Raw genomic sequence first — 24,837 nt, 5'->3', positions numbered from 1 at the left:
GACATGACCCGGTATTTTATGAGCATTCCCGAGGCAGTGGCCCTGGTGCTGCAGGCGGGCGCAATGGGAGACGGGGGCGAAGTTTTTATTCTTAATATGGGAGAACCCGTGAAAATACTCGAAGTCGCCGAGGAAATGATCAGACTCAGCGGTTTTGAGCCTGATAAAGATATACCGATTATATTCTGCGGTATGCGGAAAGGTGAAAAACTTTATGAGGAGCTCCTCACCCCCGCAGAAACCACTAATTCGACAAGCCATCCCAAGATATATGTAGTGAAGAACGAAGTGGTGATGAACGACCTGATGGAGAGGCTCGAGCCACTGAAACATGCCCTAAAGAACCCTGACGGCAATAACATCAGGATATCCCTCAGTAAAATAGTCCCTGCCTACAAGCCCGATTGTACGTTGCAGGCAGTGCATGCAGACCCGGAAGAGGAAGAACCGGTCGCCCCGGACCGGATCGAAAGGATAATCCATGAATAGAACCAGGAGGTATGATTTCTTAGTGCGTGCGGCTATGGCTGCCGCCATCATTTTCACTGCTTTTACAGGGTCCGTTCACGCGATCGATTCTCAGTTAACGAGACAGACCCTCGCGGGTTTGCAGGGAGTTTATCTCATCGTCGAGGAATTGAATCCGAATATCGATAAATACACAAAAAAGAATAATCTCACTTCCAAAAGGCTGTATAGCGCCGTCGAGCAAAAGCTGTCGGAGGCGGGGATAAGGATCTTTACGTGGGAGCAATGGCTGAAGGCCCCACGACGACCGATGCTTTATGTGAATGTAAATACTCATCCGACCCAATTTGTGGTTGGCTATGACGTAAGAATAGAGCTGAGGCAGATCGTTACGATCGATGCCCTCCAGGTGAAAACTCTGGCGGGCACCTGGTCGATGAATATGACGGGAGTGGCTGACCGGGAGTCTCTCAATGCGATCAAGGATAATATCGGGCATCTTACGGACCGGTTCATCAGTGCGTATAAATCGGTGAATTGATCTTTTTATCGACCATAGACTTTTGTCCGGAAAGCCCGGCGCGTGAACGGCCTAAAGTAGCGGGAACTGAAGTAACACGCTTCGGCATACTATACACGGTAAGAATAAATAAAAGGATGGAAGACATTTCATGGAAATTGAGCGGGCGAAACAAGATACTGAAATAAGTATTTTCGAATATCTCAAAATCATAATCAACAATTATCGTTTGATACTAGCAATAGTGATCGGTTTTGTGGCATTGACAATCGTTTACGCTTCTTTTCAAACGCCCGTATATGAAGCGAGAGCCGTTATCGAGCCAATAGGCAAAACCACGGAAAGATCCGGCATAGGAGCAATCGCCCAACAATTCGGCTTAAGCACTCCCGCATCGACGAATATGGCTGAAATCGTAAATATACTGAGAAGCAATATTCTTAAGGAAGACATAATAAAGAAATATAATCTTGTGCCCATATTCCTTGGACCGGATAAAAAGGCCAGGCTGTCGGAAGAGAAGAAGCTATCGTCCGCCATCATGGGCCTTGCCGGATCCCTTAAGATTGTTCCCAGCCCCAAAGATAATGCGATCGAGCTCACCATGCAGTTTCGCGATCCAAAAACAGCGGCAGACATTCTCGGTTATACCATGGCTGAGCTCACCGACCGCATGAGCAGGGAAGCCCGGAGGGTCGCAAACACCAATAAGGCCTACATTGAAACGCAGATTGATAAAACAGCCGATCCTTTCATCAGAACCAAGCTTTATTCCATGATCGCGCAACAAATAGAGATCGCGATGATGGCTGAGGTAAAAGAGAATTTCGCGTTCAAAGTCATTGATCCCCCCAAGGCCTCGGATCAGAAAGTAAAGCCGAAAAAACGGCAAATGGTAATGATCGCCTTTATCATAGCCCTCTTTGTCGCGGTCTTTACCGCTTTTGTCAAAGAATTTCTCAAGAACAACTGGAGAAGCCTTAAAGAGCTTATGAAAAAGGATTGAAAAAGACCTTTACCGATGGAACCGCCGTTTCGGAAAAGTAAAAGATCTTTAAAGGGGGCCTCAATGAATTTACCTTCCACGGATCTTCTAATAAAGTCGAAAGAGGGCTGGGCAATGCAATTTTGTATCTATTTTTGGAGGAGAAAAGTGATCAAAAGGACTCTGGTCGTTGTGTTAGCGCCGCTGCTGGCTTTTGTCATGAGCGGATCGGCCTTCGCGCAGGTAACGGAAGACCTGAAGCGGTTAAGCCCGGAGCAGCAGAAGGCGATGATGATGGATGCGGGCAGGTCCGGAATGGGGATGAACCAGCTCGATTTCGAAGGTCTCAAGAAAAGGCGCGACGGTCAGGGGGAGCAGGGAAAGAAGACCGACCGAAAGATGGAACTGGAGAGAAAAGAATCGCCTCCACCGGAGAGTGTTTTTACCCCTGAAAAAGAAGAAGCCTCATTCCTTGAAAAACACAGGGCATTAGGGAAATATCAGGATATTTCCATAAAACTGAAAACATTCGGATCTGATTTCTTTAAAGAAGCATCGGTGAAACTGGCCAGAGACCGGCAGGATGTTCCGGTCCCCTCGGATTATATAGTCGGACCGGGTGATGAAATAAAGCTCCTCATGTGGGGACGGGTAAACAGCGATCTGATGCTGACCGTCGACAGGAACGGCAACATATCGATCCCCCAGATAGGCCCTGTGAAGGTAGCGGGCCTTACGTACGAAGAGATGTCGAAGCATCTCATAAAATTAAGCGAACAGATCGTCGGTGGGAATATAGATATCGCCATGGGATCGGTCAAGACCATTCCCATATTCGTGCTAGGCGAGCTCAAGAGACCGGGTTCCTATACGATAGGCTCCTTTGCCACCATAACCGATGCCCTTTTGATCGCAGGGGGCCCGTCGGACATCGGGAGCATGAGGAACGTGCAGCTGAAAAGAAAAGATAAGATAATAGCCCATTTCGATCTCTACGACCTTTTGATGAAAGGCGATAAATCGAAGGATTTGAATTTAAGGGCCGGTGATGTAATATTCGTGCCCGTGGCCGGTCCGGTGGTGGGTATTGCGGGTAATGTGAAGCGGCCGGCGATTTACGAGCTGAAGGGGGCGCACGATCTCCATACGCTCTTAGACCTTGCGGGCGGCATAATGCCGATCGCCTACACCCAGCAGGTCCAGGTAGAAAGGATCACGAAAAATGAAAACCAGCTTATCATCGATATAAATGCCAAGGATCTGGCTAAATCCAGGGAATTTCAGCTGCAGGATTTTGACCTGGTCAAGGTATTCAACATAACCGAGAGGGTCGAGAATGCCGTCTTCCTCCAGGGCAATGTGAAAAGACCGGGTAAATACGAATTCAAAGCAGGTCTTACGTTGAGAGATGTTATCAAGAACGAAAAAGACCTTCTGCCCGAGTCCTATCTCAATTATGCGGTGATAAAGAGGATGGAGCCGCCTTCTTTTGAATCTCAGGTTATCCCGATAAACCTGAAGTCTCTTTTTGAATCGCCCCAGTATAATGTAACGCTTAAAGCGCAGGATAGTATCTTTGTCTTCTCCCGTTGGTTTTTTGAGGATAAGCCGTATATCATTGTCGAAGGCGAGGTAAGAGGCGCACTGGAAGAAGCGAAGAAGCCGTCGAAGTCAGTTTCCAGGATGATGGACCGTTCGGAAGGGCAAGGATATTCTGAAGCGCGGATGGAAGGGCAGGCTGAAGGTCAGAATGAACAACGACGATCCGACAGCCGCAATGAAAAGAGAAGGTCCGTGGATACTCGGGTGTTGTTGGGTAATGCGGAGCTGAACCAAAGGACCATCGACGAGCTGCGGAAGGCCGGGATAACGAGGCTTGACGATCCGAGAATCACGGACCTTCTGACCAGAATAAGCGAAAACAAGCAGGATGTCGACCAGAGAACGATCGATGAACTGCGGAGAATGGGCATTACCAGCCTCGATGATCCACGCTTGACGGGGATCAGAAGCCAGATCTGGTCCGGGACGAGAGAAATCGATCAGAGGACGATCGACGAGCTGAGAAGGCTCGGTATCACGGACCTTACCGAAATCCGCCTATGGGAGCCCCGGTTCAGGAAACTGCTCGAGAGACCGGATATCGATCAAAGAACTATAGATGAGCTCTGGCGATCCGGGATTACCAGCCTCGACGATCCCAGGATTGCCGAGATGAGGAGCCAGAGCACGACGAGCAGGTCGGAGATCGACCATAAAACCATAGACGAGCTGCGAAGAGCTGGAATACTGAGTCTTGACGATCCTCGTATTCTCGAGATCAGAAAATCCACCTCCACCACCATGGGGTCGGGCGGAGAGTCACAACAAAGAGAAGCTCTCAGATTCGATATCGACCAGAGGACCATCGATGAGCTGCGACGGTTGGGGATTTGGAGCCTCGACGACCCCAGGATTGCCGAAATGAGAAGTCAAAGCGGCACGAGAGTCGATCAGAGGAAGTTCCTGAGAATCATATATACACCCAATATGACCGTGAGGGATGCGGTTCTGGCCGCCGGTGGCCCTTCCAAGGACGCGTATCTCGCTGAGGCCGAGCTTTACAGGACCGATCCGGCTACAAGAGTCGTTACCCGTTCGAAATTTTCAATAAAGAAGGCACTTGAGGGGGACGACCGCAACAACATCACTCTTAAGAGCCACGACCGTATAGTTATTCATAATATGTCAGGATTCAATTACAAGAAAACGGTCGCCATAGATGGAGAGGTATTGAGGCCGGGAAATTACACATTCGCAAAAGGCATGACGGTTAAGGACCTGATATTTGCCTCCGGAAATTTGCTTGAAAGCGCCTATAGGGACGAAATAGAAATTACCAGGCAGTCAATCGAGGACGACAAATATGTCAGACTGGAGCACAAGAATATCAATCTGAAAAGAGCCCTCGAAGGTGACCCGTCAGCCAATGTGGCGCTCCTCCCGTATGATAGAATAAATGTGAAGCGCCTGCAGGATTGGAGGAAGGAGAGATTTGTCTCGGTGAGCGGCGAAGTCCTGTTCCCCGGTAAATATGTGACCAAAAAGAAAGAGAGGCTTTCTTCTCTCATCGAGCGGGCCGGCGGGTATGCGGACGATGCCTATTTGAGGGGCGCCATATTTACGCGGAAAAGAGTACGTGACATGCAACAGAAGGCGCTTGACGAGATGATTTCCAGGATGGAAAAAGATATGGTCTCCGCCGGCTCCTCCGTGGGGGCCCTTAGTGCCGAGGAGGTCAAGGCGAAAGAAATAGAGATGCAGCAGAAACAGAAATTTATAGAAACCCTCAGAAAAGTTCAGCCTACCGGCAGGATGACCATATACCTCGCAAATTTAAGGCTCCTCAGGGGAAGTGAGTATGACGTGGAGCTCGAAGAAGGCGACAGCCTTCTCATCCCGACAAAAAACAGCGTGGTCACCGTGGCCGGAGCGGTCATGATGAACGGGAGCTTCGTGCATAGCGACGCCATGCGTTGGAAAGACTATGTCCAGTTGGCAGGGGGCTATTCGCGCTATGCAGATACATCGAGCACGTTCGTGGTAAAGGTTGATGGCACGGCCCAGAAACTGGATACCTCCTTTATCACCTGGAGCCATTACAGAAACAGGTGGGAGACCATGGGCTTCGGCGAGAAGAAGAGCGAGATCGAAGCGGGGGACACCATTATCGTGCCGGAGAAGCTCGACAGAACGGCATGGCTCAGACAGTTCAGGGATATTACACAGATTCTCGGAAACATAGGTCTTACGGCAGCCACCATAGCGGTGTTGTATAAGACAATGAAGAATAATTAGTATGACGGCGCGTGAAGGGAAGCCGGGGAGCATATGACCGCCGGCTTCCGCAAATGTCTCCTGCACAAGAAAATGGAGAAGCGGCCCCCGAGGAGGCCTTCGTCTCCGTTCCGGCGGTCGGTTTTGACTGTAAGGTATAAATTGATCACGTCCTGCGGGGTGGTCCTATGCATAATAAATTCAGCCCTGCCTGATGGATCTGACATACAGAAGCAGGGAGAATTGAGGGGATCATGACGCTCATTCTCCCGGAAATGGAGAAAATAATAAGGCCGCTTATCATGTATTCCGTCGGGGCATGGGTTCGGTGCTCATCGAGTGAATAAATGGATTTCCGGGAGCCGATGTCGCTCGACATTGGCTCGCATCATAGCTTTCGCTTCATATGGGGTACTTCTTTTTTCAATAACCTCCTTCCCTCTGCCTTCCACGTTTAAATCTTCACTCTCTCATTCTTCCCCTGGTATGACGATATTCGGCCTTTGTGTCGCGAATGCGTCGGATGAGCCTTTTACAGGTCCGGCGAACTGGGGTGGTACGGGTCTTATGGAGCTGCCTACCGCGCGCCTCATGAAGGAGAATAACTGGAGAATGGGCGTGGGGCAGGTCCACCCCTACAGGTTTTATTATCTTGCCATGACCCCTTTTAAAAATTTTGAGATTGACGGGAGGATGACCGAGATCATCGGGGTCAGCGCGGCCGATGTGAATCCCGCCTTCACCGGATATGGAAACGTCAAAGATAAGTCCATGGACTTTAAATTCCGGTTGATAGAAGAGAGCAAGTATCTGCCGGCCATAGCATTTGGAATCATGGACCCTCAGGGTACAAGGAATTACGCGTCCCAATATATTGTCGCGAGCAAACAGATTTATCCTTTCGACTTCACAGTTGGAATGGGGAACGGCAGGTTCGGAAAGGTGGCATTACCGCCTTCGGTAGACCAATATGACGTGGAGATCCTGTCGAACACCATGGGCTGGCTTCAGGATTCGCAGATATTCGCAGGGGTGCAGTTTGCACCTACAAACTGGCTCACTTTGATGGCGGAGTATAGCCCGATCAAATACGAGGTGCAGATACACGATTCCGCCCAAAGGAAATATTTTTTAAGCCCCGTGGCTTCGAAATTCAATTTCGGCCTGAGATTAAAACCGACCAAGTGGAGCGAGATAGGACTCACATTTCAGCGAGGCGATACAATAGGGGTCAGCCTTTCGACCGTATTTGAGATGGGAAAACCCTTTATTCCCATATATGACCGCCCATATAAAGAGAAAGCCGAAGTCGCCACATATTCGCTCGAGAAAAGACTGGAAATCGCCCTTTCCAAATCCGGTTTTCAGAACATAGGAATAAGCGTCGACGGCAGTCATTTAAGAATAGAAGCGGAAAACGTCAAATATTATTACGCCCCCCGCGCCCTCGAGGTGATACTGAAGATTGCCCATTCCCTGACCGGACCGGGAATACAGCTGATCGACGTGGTCTTCACTCAGAATGGCATTCCCATGGTAGAGCATACGTGCCTCAGGTCCGATCTTGAGGAGCTCTACAATAACAAATTGACCAAGGACGAATTCTTCTTCCTTTCCAGGATGAATACATCGGTAAATCAAAGGCCCGATGTAAAGATAAAGGACAGAAGGTGGATAGGCGCGGGCTTGAAACCTTCCTTTGAGACACTCATAAACTCCGCCGAAAAATTCTTCATGTACCGGCTTGGCGTGGAAGCCTGGGCCGAACTACATCCCTGGGAGGGCTTCACCGTGGCGGGAGGTGTTCAGGGCTACCCCTTGAATGATATCTCCGCCACCACACGGCCTCTTGCGGATTCAGTAAGAAGTGACATTTTTCAATATAAGTCCAAGAACTTCAATATGGGCAGACTTATGGTGGAGCAGATGTATAAAGCGAGCCATGAGATATACAGCCGCCTCGCGGCAGGGTACCTCGAGATCGAATATGCAGGGTTGGATGGGGAAATCGCAATGCCATTATGGGGCGGCAGGGTGTTAATAGGTCTGGGGGGCAGTGCCACCAGAAAGCGTGATCCGGATAACATCTTCATGCTGAAACCGGGCGATGATAAAGTATATAATACGCAATTTTTCAACACCAGGTTCAATGTCCCGGAATATAACATATGGCTTGACTTTAAAACAGGTAGATTTCTTGCCGGCGACTACGGCACTGTCGTCACGTTGACAAAAAACATACACGGATTGATGATCTTTGGATGGTATAGTTTTACGAACACAAATTCCTTACAGGCCCCGGAAAATAGAGGCTACCATGACAAGGGCGTCGGAATCTCATTGCCTATGAGACTCTTTGACGGCACGGATTCAAAAACCAGCTACGGTTATTCGATATCGCCATGGACGAGGGACGTAGGACAGGATATTATGCATTACAATTCCTTGTTTGATTTCATCGGAAGAAATTTGAAAGTGTTCTGGGATCATGATACGGAGAATATGAAATAGAGTTTAGTCCCTGACTGTGCCGGCGCGCTGGGAGGGATCCTTTGCGGACAGGGCCTGCTCCCGATGCGACGATCTCTGCCTGATCCGACGATCCTCTGCTTGAGAAGATATACCCGCGCAATATGCCGTAACGGCCCCAGGTCGTGGGCAAGGTTCCAGTCGTCTTTTCATACCCGGTGCTCGTAGGGTCTTACTCACCTCTTTTTGATCTTGAGTCATTCGCCCCTCCACAGACCGAGTCTCATGCTGTCACATCTGTTATAAACGATCGGCCCGGGAAGGAAATCCTTCCCGGGCCGATCGCGTTCGGGGTTACTTATCGGTCACTTTGTCGCGATCGATTTTGTCTTTGAATAAGCGGAGCTTCCGACCGTATTTGTGGCGAGAACCCGATAATAGTAGGTGGTTCTGCCTGCCACTGTCGTGTCGGCGAATGAACTGGTATTTGCGCCCAGGGTGAATGAAGTGAGGCCCCTCGTAAAGGCTGCGTTCGTCGCCCTCTGAAGGGTGAACCATCCTTCATTGTTCGAGGCCTCATTCCAACTCAGCGAAACAACCTGAGTCTGACCTCTTGGCGGAGTGGTGGCGAAGAGGTTCCAGGGAGCGCCGGGGGCCGCAGTAGTGATCGATACCCAATTCGAAGGATCCGAGCTTCCGGTCCCGTTGGTAGCGACCACGCGATAAGTATAGGTAGTGCCGAGGGCCGTGGTAGCATCGCTATAGCTTGTGATGCCCGCGGCAACCGCGCCGATGTCGCTGAACGCGGTGGTGATGCCTGCCGCCCCAGTGGCCCGCTGAACTGTATAACCTGTGGCGTTGGGCGTAGAGGCGCTCCAGGCGAGGTCAACCTGTGTGCCGGTCGGCACGGCCACTGCCGCTGAAAGCCTTAAAGGCTCGAGCGGAAGGTCGGCTCCGGCCTGCATGATAAGGGGTCGCATCATATCATTCTCTTCATGTCCGAGGAGATGACAGTGCCAGACATATTCCCAGCCGAAGTCGGTGACCTCATTCGAAACAGTGATGGGCTGGTTATTTGGGTCCACTCCGGTAAAGTCCATCGTGGTATGGAGCGGATTTGACGGCGCCAGAGGCCGTGAACTGGTAGGCATTGCGAAAGGTAATATCTGTTTCTTAGGCTTCATCGCCACTACCACGTCTTCGAGAGGGTTCATTTTTACCGTCTCTTTCCAGCCCACCTCATTGGCATCGGGCGGCTTCTTTGCTCCGTCCCAACCTATACGGTTAATCAGCTGCACGTTGACGAGATGGAAGTGAATCGCATGGGTGTCGACGCCGTTGTGGGTGATCTTCCACAGCTGAGGCTCGTGTTCGGTGACCACCTCCGTAGTGGGATCGACATAGAAATAAGGAATCGTGGTCTGGGTGAGGAAGTTGGTAAAGGGCAATTCCACTCCCAGCACTGCATTCATCCGGCCATAATTCGGCTCGAATAGCTCATGTATGGCCTTCGGCTCGAGGGCGCGGGTAACTGGAGCATTTCCCCCGATGGGTGTAAAGGTGAGAGAATTGGAGAAGATTTCAGCATACGTATCGGTAGGCGATCCGTAGGCGGTTTGAGGTACGATGGGCGTAGGCTGAGATTTGGCAAAAGCATGAGGCAGACCTGTTGCCGGGTCGTTCAATTTCGCCAGGGTGGTAGCATAGGTGTCGGTTTCCGGCGGGAGGGTGCCTGAGTTACCCACCACTCTGAACTGCATGACGGTCCTCGTGTTCGGACCATATCCCTTGACTGTCGGTATCCAGCCGCCTGATGCGCTTTGATCCTGATTACCGGTATAATAGTCGAGTCGGGGATCAAAAGCGGGTACGGGTGCGGGGGCATCGTTATACAGTATGATTTTAGAGCCAGCCGGAACCTTGGAGAAATCGACTATTATGTCGGCCCGCTCTGCTGGTCCCATATAAAGGGTGTGATCCGAAATATTGAGGACCGTGATGTCCCGGCGATTATAATTGTATCCTACCGGCGTGTTCAAAAGCTCTACCGGCGCGGGCAGGAATCCTCCCTCCGTCCCGATCTGAATCATGGTGGGACCTATTTTCCTGGGATTCGGTACGCCTCCAACGCGGCTGTCCGTGGGCCATCTGGCAGGGAAGTACGAAGTCGGAAGAGCGGGGACCATGGCGACTTCTTTGCCGCTCGCATCAGCATAATAGAGCTGGAGATTTAAGAACCGGTCGTTAGAGGCGTTGAGAACCCTGAACCGGTACCTTCTTTTTTCCACGTTCATATAGGGGTATGCGGTACCGTTTACCAACATGGTATCCATAAAGGCCTCGGGTGTGGTGGAAACCTCCGGGAGAGCGCCTTTCAGCGTCGCGGGGTTCATAGGCGGCCAGAACCAGGGGCCGTAGTCCCATCTTCCGAAGGGGTTCGCCCCGTCTGGGGAACTGGGATCCTGGTTCGTCTCATACACGTGAGGGAACCAGAGGTCTCCGTAAGTGCCCCATTTGGCGGTATCCCACTTTGAGTCCTGCACCGCGATGTTTTGGGGAACAAAGGTTTTATCCTGAATTATAAGGGGAACTTGTACGGAAGGGATAGCGCCGGAGTTCACGAGCTGCTTCTCCACGTCATCCTGGATCAAGTATCCCGCAGCGATACCCGCATACACATTAAGGCGTGTGATGCCCAAGGCGTGGTCATGGTAGAACATAAGCCTCGAGCTTTGCTGATTTGTGTAATAAACGGTTGTCGATCCGTTGCCCGGGTCCTGCATATCGGGTACGTTTACCACGCTCACGCCTTTGGGGTAGATGGTCGTTTCCCCGGCGGGTGTGATCCACTGGTGAGGCGTGCCGTCGCTTATCCACGGGGTATTCCCTCCGTGGAGATGGATGGCGGACCTGTTTTCCGTGTAAAGGTCGTTAGGGTTGGGCCCGGTCACGCACACGTGGGTGATGGGGTCGCAGGTCTGGGCAAGAGGGCCGGTGCCTGCACCCATGAGTGTCGTATCGACCGGGATAAAAAGATTGCCTGCCGTGCCTGTGGGTAAATCGTTCGTGAACTTGATTCGTACCGGCCTGTCGCGCTGGGCGACGATTATGGGCCCTAAATAATGAATCCCTGCAGGGGCAACAGTATTTTGACCTGCCGCGTCTGTACCGTTATTTGTCTGCACGTATCCCCGAAGTCTCGTGGCCTTTGGGAGGTCCGAGTGCATTCTTTCGGCGTATTCTCTGATTGCGATTTCATAATAATCCGATCCCGGATAGGTAATGGTATCCGCTACTGCTACCGGAAGATATTGACCCAGATTGTTCGCGCTCGATGCCCCCAAACCGGGCAGTGAATCGACGAATTTCCTGAGCGCGGTGCCTGAAGCACCCCCGGCAGGGCTATTCGCGTAATATGTTCCTCCTCCCGGCCCCGCATGGAGCGTATTTGCACCCCATAGGAGCATGACCATAGTGAGTATCAAACCTGCAAGTATCATGGCTCGTGGCCTGTACATTCCTGAACCTCCTCCTCAATTTATTTTCCTGAATTTACTCAATTTCGCATTAGAAACAGATTAACCATTAGCCCGTTCAATCGTACCAATGCGCCCCGGCCATTAAACGTATCCCACCTCCTTTGCGCTTACACCGGGTGCCGCCGGAAGGCTTCATGGCCGGCGGTCCCTATGTAGACCTTTATATTTCCAGCTTCCTTTTAGCAAAATGCATGCCGTGCCTCCCTAAAACGGGATGTAGCAAATATACTTAAATTTCTGTAACATAAAGCACACCCATGTTGTAGCTATTCTGTATATTGTGTTGTAATCGTCTTACGAACAAAGACACCCGTCTTGTGCGGCAAGAGCTGTCTTGCTTTACAAGAGCTGTCGAAAGTGGTCTTATCGTAATTCGATTCGTCACTATAAACCCCCCTCTCTGACTGGATGCAGTGGTTTTTGACTACAGTTTAGTATAAGATTGATTACTAGAAGAGTCAAGTATATGATGACACTAAAAATGACAAAAGGGCGTCAAGTATCCCTACACAGGGGCAAATACAGTACAAAAAAAGTAATATATAGCGTAGGAGCATTTTAATTGGACAGTTTTGTCATGGATATGAATAGATCACCCCATGGCCCCTCGTGAGATTTTTCGCTGGAAAGCCCTTCATGAAAAGGTTAATATAGTCAACCTCAGTTCAGGAAGAAAAGAAAAAAGAGGCATGAGTTCGAGGGAGGTGCATGGAAATGGACGTCAAAGCGATACAGCAGATTTGTTATGGTCTTTATGTGATCAGTTCCGCAAAAAATGGCAGGTTCAACGGCCAGATTGCAAATACCGTGTTTCAGATAACATCGGAGCCGCCGACCGTGGCGGTGAGCATCAATAAAGAGAATTTAACCCATGAATACATTAAGGAGAGCGGGGTTTTTTCCATTTCCACCCTGTCCAAAGAGGCCCCAATGACTTTTATCGGACAATTCGGTTTTAAGACTGGAAAAGATGTCAATAAGTTCGATAATGTGAAATTTAAAGTGGGCACTACCGGCGCACCTATCGTATTGGAGAACTCGACAGGCTACATGGAATGTAAAGTCATCGGTTCGACGGATGTGGGGACCCACACGATCTTCATAGGACAAATAACTGATTGTGAAACACTGAATGACGCCGAGCCTATGACCTATGCCTTCTACCGTCAGGTTAAGGGCGGGAAGTCTCCCAAAACCGCGCCTACCTACGTGGATCAGGAGAAAACCGCCGGCGCCGGCGCACCCCAAAAAACAGAGAAGAACCTTTCCCCGTCTTCTTACCGGTGCACGATATGCGGCTACGTGTACGATCCCGCGGCAGGCGACCCGGATAATGGTATTGCTCCGGGTACCGCCTTCGAAGATCTTCCCGACTCGTGGCTGTGCCCTCTGTGCGGCGCCCCGAAATCTGAATTCGAGAAAGTAATGTGAGGTGATGATATAATGGACAAGGCTTTGTTGCACACCGATTTTACCGACATCGGCACACCTAAGAAAGGAAAAGTAAGGGATATATACGACCTTGGCGACAGGCTTCTTATCATCGCCACGGACCGCCTTTCCGCCTTTGATGTCGTCCTGCCTACGGGAATAGAAGATAAAGGAAAGGTCCTGACCAAACTGTCGGTGTTTTGGTTCCATGAGATGGAGAGCCTGGTACCCAATCACATGATAGAGACCGATGTAGCCCGCTATCCGCAGAAGGTCCGGCAACATGAGAGCTTTCTCAGGGATAGAAGCATGATCGTGCGGAAGGCGAAGCCTTTCCCCGTGGAATGTGTGGTAAGGGGCTACCTCGCCGGATCGGGATGGAAAGAATATTCCGAGACCGGCAGCGTCTGCGGTATCAAACTGCCCAAGGGGTTGGTGGAGTCATCGAGGCTCGAGACCGCCATTTTTACCCCCACGACCAAGGCCGAAGAGGGTCACGATTTAAATATATCCTTTGAAGAAACATGTGATCTGATAGGGGAAGGGTCGGCCATGGCTTTAAGAGACCTGAGCATCGGAATCTACGAACGGGCCCGCACAATAGCTGAAAGCAAGGGAATAATCGTAGCCGATACAAAGTTAGAATTCGGTCTTTTGAATGGTAAAATTATCCTGATAGATGAAGTTTTGACTCCCGATTCATCGAGATTCTGGTCGAAAGAAAATTACGTGCCGGGACAGGGACAGGATAGTTATGATAAGCAGATCGTACGGGACTACCTCGATACCCTTGACTGGAACAAACAGTATCCCGGACCGGAATTACCGGAGGATATAGCCCGGAAGACAAGGGCAAGATATATCGAGATACTGCAAATATTGGCAGGAGAGGGAGTCTAAGCCGACATTCCTGTTGAAATAGGGTCCGGAATCCTCTATAATCATTAACATTGGCCCCCGTAGCTCAGGCGGATAGAGCAATGGTTTCCTAAACCATGTGCCGCATGTTCGAGTCATGCCGGGGGCATTTCTTTATTCTGGTTTTAGGTTGAAAAATGTGGATGGGGAGTTTTTTGGGGAAATCCCCCCATCCACTCACCAATATCCATCGGATACCTGCCAACCGATCCAGCATAACAAACTGCCATATTGTTTTTATGATTATTTAATTACATTTCCATAATGACCGGTATAGAATATCTGTCAAGGTGTGGCAAACTTGAGAAGGAGAGGGAAATGACCAAGATTGCGGGAAGTGAGGGAAGAGAAATTATTTATCTGTCAATTGATGGGGAGGCATATAACGGTCCCGAAATTGACGAGATTCGTTTTCCTGACGAAGGACATCCATTTTGGGAATTTGTCCTGCATGACGGAAGCATTGTAGTTTCTTCGGCGGCCGTGGTTCTACGATACAAATAAAAATTGCCTTTAAGGTTCTTCGGCTGTGGGGGATATTTTGGGGGAGCGCCTTTTTCAAAGGAGCCCTGTCGAGGCACCCAGAAGAGGATTAATTTCGAAACGATCTTTAAATCAGGATAACCAGCCTCGTGCCTCGGTCGGTGGGCACTCGCGATTTCAGCTTCCGAATTCCGGAATTATACAGGATCATACAAATGGTGTGCGCCTAAGGGGCAACGGGCTCGAGGCCCCTTAGGCGTGTGTCACTTTCGTTGACTATTTTGCGGCCCCTTCCACCATGAGGCGGGCGATGACCTTGGAAAAATTGACGGGGTCTTTGGGCAGCGACCCTTTGAGCACCAGGGCCTGGTCGTAGAGAAGATCCACATAATCTTTCAGGAGATCGCTTTCCTTATCCTTTTCGAACAGCTCGTTCATTGCAGTGAGCAAGGGATGGTTCGGGTTTATTTCGAGAGTCTTCTTGTTCTCGGGAATGGACTGCCCCATTGCCTTGAGGAGTTTCTCCATCTGGGGGTCGATATCGTCCTCGTCGCCCACGAGACAACACGGAGAATCGGTAAGCCTGCCGGAGAAGCGCACGTCCTTCACCTCTTCTTTCAGTCTGTCTTTTATAAGGTCGAGAAGCTCCTTGTATTTCTTCTCCTCCTGCCTCTTCTCGACTTTCTTGGATACATCCTTGTCGAGGTCGATATTTCCCCTCAGCACCGACTGCAGCTTCTTTCCCTTGAATTCGAGGGTGGCCATGACGAAATCGTCGATCTCATCGAGGAAGACGAGCACTTCATACTCCTTCCCTCTGAAGGCTTCCAAATAGGGCGACTTCAGCGCATCTTTAAGCGAGGTGCCCGTGATATAGTAGATCGCCTCCTGCTCCGGCTTCATATTATCCACATAATCCTGAAGGGTAGTGAATTTGTGCTCTTCCGTCTTTGTCGAAGGAAAGAGGAGGAGGTCTGCTATGGCTTCTTTTCTTTGAAAATCGTAATGGATGCCCTCTTTGAGAATGCGGCCGAATTCCTCATAAAATTCCCGGTAGGCGCCGTAATCATCCTTCTTCATTTCAGTCAGTGTTTCGAGCACTTTCTTGATGATGCTCGTCCGTATGATCTCCACGAGCTTGTTGTTCTGGAGTATCTCTCGCGACACATTGAGCGGCAGGTCCGCGGAATCGACGACTCCCCGCACGAAACGGAGGTAGGGAGGGATCAGGTCTTCGCAATGGTCCATGATCTGGACTCTCTTCACGTAAAGGGTAGGTCCCACCTTGTAGTCCTTATAAAGGATGTTGAAAGGCGCCCGGGCGGGAAGGTAAAGGAGTGCGTTGAATTCGGTGGTCCCTTCCGCTTTATAATGGATGATTTTTAAGGGGTCGGAAAAGTCGTGGGACAGGTGCTTGTAGAACTCCTTGTACTCCTCATCCGACACGGCCGATTTGTCTCTGAGCCAGATGGCCTTCATGGAGTTGAGGGTCTCCTCAGTGGTCACCTTTACCTTTTTGCCCTCTTCGAGAGCGCTCGGCTCTTCCTTCTCCACGTCCATCACCACGGGATGCTCGATAAAGTCGGAGTATTTCCTCACTACTTCCCGGATCTGCCACTGGTCGAGATACTCCTTTCCCTCTTCCTTGAGGTGAAGGGTCACGTCCGTGCCCTTTCCCTCTTTTTCCGTATCCTCGACCGTGTAGGTGCCGTCCCCCGTCGATTCCCACCTGACCGCCGCCTTCGACCCCTGGCCGGCCTTTCGGGAAACCACGGTGATCCTGTCCGCAACCATGAAGGAAGAATAAAAGCCCACGCCGAACTGTCCTATGAGTTCCGGATTATCTTTCACCGCTTTACTCTGGAGGGCCTGAAGGAACTCCTTTGTCCCTGAATGGGCAATGGTCCCGAGGGCCGCGATGGTCTCCTCCTTCGTCATGCCCAGGCCGTTATCGCTTACGGTAAGCGTGGCCCCTTCTTTGTCGGTCGATATCTTGATCTTCCAGCCGGTCTCGTTTTCGTGGACCGCGCTGTCCTGGAGGGATTCATAACGCGCCCTGTCGATGGCATCCGACGCGTTCGAGATGAGCTCCCTCAGAAAGACCTCTTTGTGTGAATAGAGGGAGTGGACCATAAGGTCGAGGAGCTGTTTTACTTCCGTTTTAAATTCAAATTTTTCCTGAGACATAATCGATCACCCCATTACTCGATATTTTGAACGGATATGTACCCGCGGTCCTGTGGCCGCCCGGGGTCCGTCCATTCTATTGTACTTTTGTTGGCGCTCAAAAAAGAGCAAAGATGTTAGATTTATTAATAATACATGGAGCGCTAAAAATCAAGACCGAAGCCGGTTTCGGGGGCGGTCTCCCCTGCCCCTTCCCGGCGCCCCAGACGGTAGCTGTTTCCTCCGTCCCGCTTGATATCGTACATGGCCGCATCCGCGCAACGGATGAGCGTCTCCCCATCAGAGCCATGGTCCGGGTAAATGGCGATACCCACGCTGCACGTGACGAAAAGCTGCAGGTCGCTCACGGTGAAAGCCCTCCGAAAGGCGTGCATTATCTTCTCGCCTACCACGAACGTATCGGCCACTTCGCTTATCTCGGGCAGGACGAGGAGGAATTCGTCGCCCCCCATTCTCGATACGGTGTCGCTCTTCCGTACCGTTTCCTGAAGCCGGTCCGCCACAGCCCTGAGCAGTTTGTCGCCCCTGTCGTGGCCGTAGGTGTCGTTCACGTCTTTAAACATGTCCAGGTCGAGCATCATCACCGCGATATGGCGTGAATGCCTCGCCGCATTGACAATCGCCATTTCGAGGCGGTCGGTAAAGAGCAGCCTGTTCGGGAGGCCCGTAAGGCTGTCGTGGTAGGCCATATAACGGACATCTTCCTGTGCTTTCTTGATGGCGGTGATATCCCGGACCGTGCCCTGGAACCCTGAGATCCTGCCCCCCTCTTCATGGATGGGGTTCAGGGAGAGGAGACATTCCATTACGGTCCCGTCTTTTCGTTTCAGGGTCACGGCGAAATCCTTGAGATAGCCGCTTCTGCGCATGGTCTCCCGGAACCGCTGCCGGTCCCGGCTGCCGAACGTCTTTTTTGCGTTGAGGGTGAGCGCTTCCTCCCGCGTATACCCGAAGAGGTCGAGAAACGCCCGGTTCACGTCGATGAGGCGCCCGTCTCTCTTTGAGATATAGATCGGGTCAAGGGAGTTCTCGAAAAGAGCACGGTACTTTTCTTCCCTCTCCAGGAGCTCTTTTTCCCGTGGTCCCCTGTCCGTCACGTCCGTCAGGTGCAGGAGGTTCAGGATATGGCCGCCATATTCCAGAAGTGCGGCCGAGGCCTCTATAAAAATCACCCGGCCGTCCTTGCGCAGGCCTCTGAACTCGTAATGATGCGGCGTCTTTTGTCCCTGGAGATGTTGCGTAGTGATCTCTTCCACCCGCTCCCTGTCATCGGGATGCACCAGGATGGAAAACGGATTTTCCCGGATCTCCGCAGGGTCGTCATAGCCGAAGACCCGCGCAAAGCTGTCGTCTACGTGGAGGGCACGTTCGCCCGCCATAAGGACAATACAGTCCCGCGTCTTGGGAGCCCCGCCTTCGTCATCCTTGAGAGGTCCGGGCAATGTGAAGGTTAGAGTAGAATCCGGCATCATGATAATCGCCCTTCCCCCCGGCCGATATCTCCATGTTTTTATTGCCGTACTGCGGAGGGATTGTATCCGATACATAATTTTCGACGATAATCTCTATAAAGTCAATAGATTATTATCGCCAATGACTTAGAGTGAAAAAGAAGGATTTTGCCAAATCTGAAAAACCCTTTCATTCCCAATGATTCCTCCTACTCATACGTGCTATAATAGGTACCTATGTACCTCAAGGGCATTCCCAGGAGATTCCAGCACATAATCCTGCTGATCATCGCGATCGTTTTGATCGGGACCATCGGGTTCAAGATTATCGGGGGGAGCAGGACTTCTTTTCTCGATGCCCTTTACATGACGGCGATTACCATTTCCACCGTGGGATACGGGGATGTGATCGGCCTTGACGACAAGCCCTGGGGCAAGCTTTTCGCCATACTTTTTATCTTTGCCGGGGCTGGCACGGTGGCGTACCTTTTTACCTCTCTGGCCGCTTACATAATCGGCGGGGAACTGCGGAGGGTCTTCAGGAGGAGAAATATGGAGAAAAGGATAGAGAGGATGAAGAATCATTACATCGTCTGCGGCATCGGTATGGTGGGACTCTATATCGTGAAGGAGCTCTATCAGACGAAGCGGCACGTGGTCGCTATCGATATGGACGAGCAGGTGATGGAATCCCTGAAGGCCCAGAATATCAATGTGGACGTCATGACCGGCGATGCCACCGAGAACGAGATACTTGATAATGCCATGGTCCATCGGGCAAAGGGGCTTTTCGCGACCACCAATTCGGATAATGACAATATCGTCATCGCCCTTACCGCAAAGCAGCTTAACCCGTCGCTCCGGGTCATCTCCCGGTGCAACGACACGAAGAACATCGACAAGATCAAACGGGCCGGCGCGGACGGGGTAGTGGCCCTCAATTACATCGGGGGCTTGCGCATGGCATCGGAAATGATCAGGCCCAACGTCACCTCCTTTCTCGATAAGCTCCTTCGGGAGACGGACTCTCCCCTCAGGGTGGAAGAGGTCCATGTCCCGCCCCATTCCGCCTATATCGGCAAACCCGTGGGGGTGATCGATTTCAAGGACTTGGGGAATACGCTCCTCATCTCCGCGAGGACGGCAGACGGGGAATGGATCTACAATCCCTATCCTGATACGGTGCTCAGAAGCGGAATGCACCTGCTCGTCTTAACCACCCCTGAGCAGCGTGAGCTTCTGGAGACCCTGCTTTCAGCGCAAAATGAGAAAAGACAATCGATAGAGGGCGCCTGATCTTTCATATGCCAAAATGAGTCGTGTGAAGGACCGCCGGGTCGACCCCGCGGTCTGCATCAGTTCCGAAAGAGGGGATGCCTCTTTTCCCCTCCGACGGATTGACATGAAGGGCCGGAAATGCTACGTTTTTACGGGAAAATTATATGAAAATAGCCATATCGGGAAAAGGAGGGGTGGGCAAGACAACGCTGGCCGGGGTCATGGCGAGATGCCTCGCCGACAAGGGTCATAAGGTGCTTGCCGTTGACGCCGACCCGGATGCGAACCTCGCGAGCGCCATCGGCGTCGACGGGAAGAAGCTCGAGGGCGTGAAGCCTCTCGCCGAGATGACCGAATTCATCGAGGAGCGTACGGGGGCCAGGAAGGGCGAAATGGGCTCATTCTTCAGGCTCAACCCGAAAGTCGATGATATTCCCGAAAAATTTGCCATCGAAAAAGACGGCATAAAGCTCGTGATCCTGGGGAACATCCCCCAGGGCGGGGGCGGCTGCTTCTGCGCGGAGAATGTGCTTCTGAAGAGCCTCCTCTCCCACGTGCTCATAGAGCGGGACGAATATGTGATCGTCGATATGGAAGCAGGCCTCGAGCATCTCGGAAGGGGAAGCACCGCATATATCGACGCCCTCATCGTGGTTGTCGAGCCGGGACAGAGGAGCTTCCAGACCGCGCGGCAGGTGAGTAAGCTCGCCGCCGACCTCTCCATTCCCCGCGTCTATGGGGTGGCGAACAAGGTTGCAGACCTCGAGGAGCTTGCCCTGATAAAGACCCATCTCGTGGATCTTCCCCTTCTCGGTTTCATCGGGTACAATAAAAAAATAATGGAAGCGGACAGGCGTAATGTGTCGCCTTACGACATGGACGAAAAAATAAAGGAAGAGGTTGAAGAGATCATCCGCGCCCTTCGAGACGATATGAAATGAGGAGGGCCTTCTCTTTCTTCTACATCGTCGGCTCCACCATCATCCTCTCAAGCCTGAGCCTCATAGTATCCTTTTTCGATAAGGATAAAAAGGGAGTGCACGCCATTTCCCGTTTCTGGGCGAAATCCCTCCTTTCAGTCTGGGGCGTCCGGATTACTGTCAGGGGTCTCGAAAATATCCCGACTCCCCCCTTCATTTTTATGTGCAACCACCAGAGCGCCCTGGATATCTACACCCTGATTGCGGGCCTTCCCCTGGCCTTCAAATGGCTGGCAAAGAGGGAGCTTTTCCGCATCCCCTTTATCGGCTGGGCTATGACAAGGGCGGGTTATATATCCATCGACAGGGAGAACCCGAGGGAGGCGCTCAAGGCCATCGACGACGCGGGCCGGAAGATCAGACAAGGCATGGTGATCATCATCTTCCCCGAGGGCACGAGAAGCGAGGATGGGCAGCTGCTCCCATTCAAACAGGGGGTGTTCAACCTGGCCCAGAGGGCGCGGGTGCCGATAGTGCCCGTCGGCATCGAGGGCACGAGCCGCCTTCAGCCGAAAGGCAGTTTTATTCCCAAAGAAAAAGGGATAGTATATATCAATATCGGGGAGCCCGTAGAGGTGGGAAGCAAAGGCAGCGCAGAGAAAGCCAGGCTCATGAGCGAAGTGAGAGACCGCATCGAGGGGTTGATGACATGTCGGGAGACCTGAAAAAGGAGATGTTGGGCGTCGGCCTCGCGGGACTCTTCCTTTTTCTTTTCGTGAGTCTCCTCACCTACCATCCCTTCGACCCTTCTTTCAACACGATCACCGAGGGGGCGGCAAAGAACCTCTGCGGCAAGGTGGGCTCTTATATATCCGACATCTTCGTGCAGATCTTCGGCATGATGAGCTACCTCATCATCGCCTTCGTGCTGCTCTTTTCCGTCTTCTACATCAGGAAGAAAGAGCCCCCCCATCCGCTCCTCCTTATCTCCGGATTGGTCCTCTTCTTCCTCTCCCTTTCCTCGCTCCTTCAGGTAATGGTGGGAAAGATCACCCTGTCGGGCGTGGCCATGCCTTTTTCGGGCTTTTTGGGGTCGCTGCTCGAGAGGACGTTCTTCGCCCTCTTCAGTTTCTTCGGCAGCGTCCTTATATCGGTGGTCCTCCTGCTTATCTCCCTCTTCCTCATCATCCGCGCGCCTATCCTCTCGATCATCGAGAAGAACCTGGCGAGGATGAAGCCCCTCGAGCGCAGGAAGGAGATAAAGGTCACCGAGACGGAGGAGAAAAAGGCCGAGCCGCCGCCTAAGAAAGAGAAGAAGCCCGTCCAGGAGTCCTTCGAATTCTTTCAGGAGATGGGTCCCTACAAGCTCCCCTCCCTCACCCTCCTCGACCCCGTGGAGAGAAAAGAGGTGAAGATCGATAAGGAGAGTATCCAGTACAATGCCCAGATACTCGAAAAGAAGCTCAAAGATTACGGAATAGACGGTAAGGTCTCGGAAGTACGGCCCGGACCGGTCATCACCATGTACGAATTCGAGCCTGCCCCGGGCATCAAGGTAAGCAGGATATCGAACCTGGCGGACGACCTCGCCATGGCGCTGTCCGCCGTCTCCATACGGATCATCGCCCCTATCCCGGGAAAATCGGTGGTGGGCATCGAGATTCCGAACAAGGCGCGTCAGACCGTCTACTTCAGGGAGATCATGGAATCTGAGGTGTTTGCCTCGTCCCAATCCTATCTCACTCTCGCCATAGGGAAAAGCATCTCCGGGGAGCCCTATGTGGCGGACCTTACCAAAATGCCCCACCTTCTCGTGGCGGGCGCCACGGGCTCGGGCAAAAGCGTCTCCCTGAACAGCATGATCTGCAGCATGCTCCTGAAGGCGACCCCCCTGAACGTGAAATTCCTGATGATCGACCTCAAGATGCTCGAGCTCTCCTTTTATGAAGGCATCCCCCATCTCCTGTTGCCTGTGGTGACCAATGCGAAGAACGCGAAAACGGCGCTGAGGTGGATGACGGAGGAGATGGAGCGGCGCTATTCCATGATGGCGGAAAAAGGTGTACGAAGCATCGAGAAATATAATCAGAAGATGGCGAAGCAGGAGCAGGAGACCATCCCCTATATAGTGGTGGTCATAGACGAGCTTGCGGACCTCATGATGGTCTCCCCTAAAGAGGTGGAGGAATATATCGCCCGCCTCGCCCAGATGGCCAGGGCCTCGGGAATCCACCTCATTCTCGCCACCCAGCGCCCGTCGGTGGACGTACTGACCGGCATCATCAAGGCGAACTTTCCTGCCAGGGTCGCATGTAAAGTCTTCTCAAAAGTCGATTCCCGCACCATCCTCGATACGAACGGGGCGGAGGCCCTCCTCGGATACGGCGACATGCTCTTTCTGAGTCCCGGCGTGGGCAGGCTCCAGAGACTTCACGGACCCTACGTATCGGAGGGCGAGATAAAGAGGATCGTCGATTTCCTGAAACAGCAGGGGGCGCCCTCGTATCAGAGCGAAATACTGGAAGAGAAGGAAGAGGAAGAGGCCCGGGAAGAGATGGATGACGAGAAGTACCAGGAAGCGGTCGAGTTCGTCGTCGATAAAGGGGAGGCCTCGATCAGCATGGTCCAGAGAAGGTTCCGGATCGGGTATAACAGGGCAGCGAGAATAATAGAGAGGATGGAGCGCGACGAGGTGGTGGGACCTTCCGACGGAGTGAAGCCGAGAGAGGTTCTGAGGAGGAAGTGAGCCCTGGTCCGTGACTCTGGTGAAAGGACGATAAAGCAATGAAAGGCAATAATCTCATGAAAAATGGCTCATCCGCGGTGTTGCTCGCACTTCTTGCCTTTGGGGTATGCATGGTCTGTGCCGGTTCCGCGTATGCTCAGACAACAGGAGCAGTCAGGGTCCAGGCAGAAGAGGGGAGGGCGAATAATGCCGGCCCATCGGCTTTCGAAGGGATCAAGAAGACCTATTCCGCGATCCAGACCCTCGAGGCACGGTTTCACCAGAAGGTCGTGATCGCGACCCTCAAGAAGGAGCGCGATTCGGACGGGGAATTCTTCTATAAGAGGAACAGGGGTTTTCTGTGGAAGTACAGGACGCCCAAGAGCAAAACTTTTCTCTATGACGGGAAGAGCATATGGCAGGCGGACGAGGATAAACCCTTTGTCATAAAGGAGAAGATACGGAAGGAGAAGACGGGCGGCACCTTCCTGGATCTAATAGAGGATATCGCCAAGATCGACGACCTTTTTACCCTGAAACAACAGACAAAGTCGGGAGACCTCGATGTCCTCGAGTTGGTCCCGAAGAAAGAGGGATCCGTCACTTCGGCGAAAATATGGATAGACAAACAGTACAGGGTAAAGAAGATAGAGATCCTCGAGTTCACGGGCAATACCAACTCGATAGAATTTTCCGCCATAAGGATAAATCAGTCCATCGACGACAACAGGTTCGCCTTCAAGCCCGAAAAAGGGATCGAGATTATTGAGAGGTAATCGAGGGAGAATCTATGGGGCTTCATAAGGATGAGGCGATCGTACTGTCCAAGAGGGCCTACGGGGAATCGGACCGGATCGTAAGGCTCCTGACCCTGGAGTCGGGCAAAATAGGGGCTATTGCGAAAGGGGCGAGCAAGAGCCGGAAGCGGTTCAGTAATACCCTTGAACCTTTCAACCATATAAAGGTCGAGTATTTCGAAAAATCGGGCTCCGGTCTGGTAAGAATAGACAATGCGGACATAGTGGCCACGAACCAGGGAATCGAGGTAAGCCTGAAGAGGGCCTGCACGGCAAGCTTCTTTACCGAATTTTCGGACAGGCTCAGCAGGGAGAGGGAAAAGAATAAGGCCCTTTTTTACACCCTCAAGGAGATACTGGAGACGGCCAGGGTGCGGGAACTCTCCTATGGGGATATTCTCTATTACCAATTGAAGATGCTCGATGTTCTGGGATATATGCCCAACTTCCGCCACTGCGTCTATTGCGGAAAAAGTGTGGCCGATGAAGTGAAGCGTTATTTTTCCAGGCAGAGAGGGGGCGTCCTCTGTCCCGCCTGCATGAGGTCCGTGCCCCACAGGGTCTATGGCGAGGGAACCATATCGAGACTGGTCTCCATAGTAGGTCACGATTTTGCGGCCCCTCAGACAGTCTGTGATTCCCCGATGTCTTACGTATCGGACATGAAGAGATTCGAAGGGGAGGCGAGGGAGATCATGGAGGGATTCATATCTTTCCATCTCGAGGTGGAGCTGAAATCCTATAGAATTTTAAAAACCCTCCTGTGGCAGCCTTAATTCAAGCCCATTTACAACACCTTTCCCGGATGACTAAATTCTCCAGGATAGGGATCTTATCTTCTTTTCGCGAG

The 24,837-nt window shown here is 51.8% G+C and carries 17 protein-coding genes and 1 tRNA gene; 15 read left to right on the top strand and 3 right to left on the bottom strand.

Annotation, left to right across the window (positions count from 1 at the left end; translation table 11 throughout):
- The 5 genes from VGJ94_01850 to VGJ94_01830 form a co-directional block, all read left to right on the top strand.
- A partial coding sequence (locus VGJ94_01850) for a polysaccharide biosynthesis protein (GenBank protein ID HEY3275336.1) occupies positions 1-489 on the top strand: 489 nt, incomplete at its 5' end.
- Positions 482-1,009 carry a hypothetical protein gene (locus tag VGJ94_01845; GenBank protein ID HEY3275335.1) on the top strand — a complete coding sequence of 176 codons (528 nt, stop codon included), beginning with the start codon at positions 482-484 and terminating at the stop codon, positions 1,007-1,009. The genes VGJ94_01850 and VGJ94_01845, both read left to right, overlap by 8 nt.
- A gap of 130 nt (positions 1,010-1,139) precedes the next feature.
- Positions 1,140-1,994: a Wzz/FepE/Etk N-terminal domain-containing protein gene (locus VGJ94_01840; GenBank protein ID HEY3275334.1), complete on the top strand. Its 855-nt coding sequence runs from the start codon at positions 1,140-1,142 to the stop codon at positions 1,992-1,994.
- A 147-nt stretch (positions 1,995-2,141) separates the two neighbouring features.
- Positions 2,142-5,810, top strand: a complete 3,669-nt coding sequence (locus VGJ94_01835; protein HEY3275333.1) for an SLBB domain-containing protein — start codon at positions 2,142-2,144, stop codon at positions 5,808-5,810.
- A gap of 465 nt (positions 5,811-6,275) precedes the next feature.
- Positions 6,276-8,300, top strand: coding sequence for a YjbH domain-containing protein (locus tag VGJ94_01830; GenBank protein ID HEY3275332.1), 2,025 nt, complete (start codon positions 6,276-6,278; stop codon positions 8,298-8,300).
- Between the two features lie 323 nt (positions 8,301-8,623).
- Here the strand turns inward: VGJ94_01830 and VGJ94_01825 are convergent, their stop codons facing one another.
- Complete coding sequence (locus VGJ94_01825; GenBank protein ID HEY3275331.1) at positions 8,624-11,776, bottom strand: hypothetical protein; 3,153 nt, start codon at positions 11,774-11,776, stop codon at positions 8,624-8,626.
- 735 nt (positions 11,777-12,511) lie between these two features.
- Between VGJ94_01825 and VGJ94_01820 the strand changes: the two genes are divergently transcribed.
- From VGJ94_01820 to VGJ94_01805, 4 genes are all read left to right on the top strand, one after another.
- Positions 12,512-13,228, top strand: coding sequence for a flavin reductase (locus tag VGJ94_01820; GenBank protein ID HEY3275330.1), 717 nt, complete (start codon positions 12,512-12,514; stop codon positions 13,226-13,228).
- A gap of 12 nt (positions 13,229-13,240) precedes the next feature.
- Positions 13,241-14,128 carry a phosphoribosylaminoimidazolesuccinocarboxamide synthase gene (locus VGJ94_01815; GenBank protein HEY3275329.1) on the top strand — a complete coding sequence of 296 codons (888 nt, stop codon included), beginning with the start codon at positions 13,241-13,243 and terminating at the stop codon, positions 14,126-14,128.
- Between the two features lie 53 nt (positions 14,129-14,181).
- Positions 14,182-14,255, top strand: a tRNA-Arg gene (locus tag VGJ94_01810).
- A gap of 209 nt (positions 14,256-14,464) precedes the next feature.
- Positions 14,465-14,650: a hypothetical protein gene (locus VGJ94_01805; GenBank protein HEY3275328.1), complete on the top strand. Its 186-nt coding sequence runs from the start codon at positions 14,465-14,467 to the stop codon at positions 14,648-14,650.
- Positions 14,651-14,905: 255 nt separating this feature from the next.
- Here the strand turns inward: VGJ94_01805 and htpG are convergent, their stop codons facing one another.
- Positions 14,906-16,816 carry a molecular chaperone HtpG gene (gene htpG / locus VGJ94_01800; GenBank protein ID HEY3275327.1) on the bottom strand — a complete coding sequence of 637 codons (1,911 nt, stop codon included), beginning with the start codon at positions 16,814-16,816 and terminating at the stop codon, positions 14,906-14,908.
- A gap of 143 nt (positions 16,817-16,959) precedes the next feature.
- The gene (locus tag VGJ94_01795) at positions 16,960-18,288 is read right to left on the bottom strand and encodes a diguanylate cyclase (protein HEY3275326.1); all 1,329 of its coding nucleotides are present in this window, start codon (positions 18,286-18,288) and stop codon (positions 16,960-16,962) included.
- Positions 18,289-18,504: 216 nt separating this feature from the next.
- Between VGJ94_01795 and VGJ94_01790 the strand changes: the two genes are divergently transcribed.
- The 6 genes from VGJ94_01790 to recO all read left to right on the top strand — a co-directional run bounded on the left by VGJ94_01790 (position 18,505) and on the right by recO (position 24,763).
- Positions 18,505-19,563 carry a potassium channel protein gene (locus VGJ94_01790; protein ID HEY3275325.1) on the top strand — a complete coding sequence of 353 codons (1,059 nt, stop codon included), beginning with the start codon at positions 18,505-18,507 and terminating at the stop codon, positions 19,561-19,563.
- Positions 19,564-19,709: 146 nt separating this feature from the next.
- Positions 19,710-20,486, top strand: coding sequence for a carbon monoxide dehydrogenase accessory protein CooC (locus tag VGJ94_01785; GenBank protein ID HEY3275324.1), 777 nt, complete (start codon positions 19,710-19,712; stop codon positions 20,484-20,486).
- Positions 20,483-21,190 (top strand): lysophospholipid acyltransferase family protein, encoded by a 708-nt coding sequence (locus VGJ94_01780; protein ID HEY3275323.1) that lies wholly within the window; start codon positions 20,483-20,485, stop codon positions 21,188-21,190. Before VGJ94_01785 ends, VGJ94_01780 begins: the two co-directional genes overlap by 4 nt.
- Positions 21,175-23,211, top strand: coding sequence for a DNA translocase FtsK 4TM domain-containing protein (locus VGJ94_01775; protein ID HEY3275322.1), 2,037 nt, complete (start codon positions 21,175-21,177; stop codon positions 23,209-23,211). Before VGJ94_01780 ends, VGJ94_01775 begins: the two co-directional genes overlap by 16 nt.
- A gap of 38 nt (positions 23,212-23,249) precedes the next feature.
- Positions 23,250-23,966, top strand: coding sequence for an outer membrane lipoprotein chaperone LolA (gene lolA / locus VGJ94_01770; protein ID HEY3275321.1), 717 nt, complete (start codon positions 23,250-23,252; stop codon positions 23,964-23,966).
- Positions 23,967-23,980: 14 nt separating this feature from the next.
- The gene (recO, locus tag VGJ94_01765) at positions 23,981-24,763 is read left to right on the top strand and encodes a DNA repair protein RecO (GenBank protein ID HEY3275320.1); all 783 of its coding nucleotides are present in this window, start codon (positions 23,981-23,983) and stop codon (positions 24,761-24,763) included.
- The last annotated feature ends 74 nt before the right edge of the window (positions 24,764-24,837 follow it).

This window comes from Syntrophorhabdaceae bacterium (genome assembly GCA_036504895.1).
In the GTDB taxonomy this organism is placed as follows: domain Bacteria; phylum Desulfobacterota; class Syntrophorhabdia; order Syntrophorhabdales; family Syntrophorhabdaceae; genus PNOM01.
This window is presented reverse-complemented; position numbering and strand designations above follow the sequence as displayed.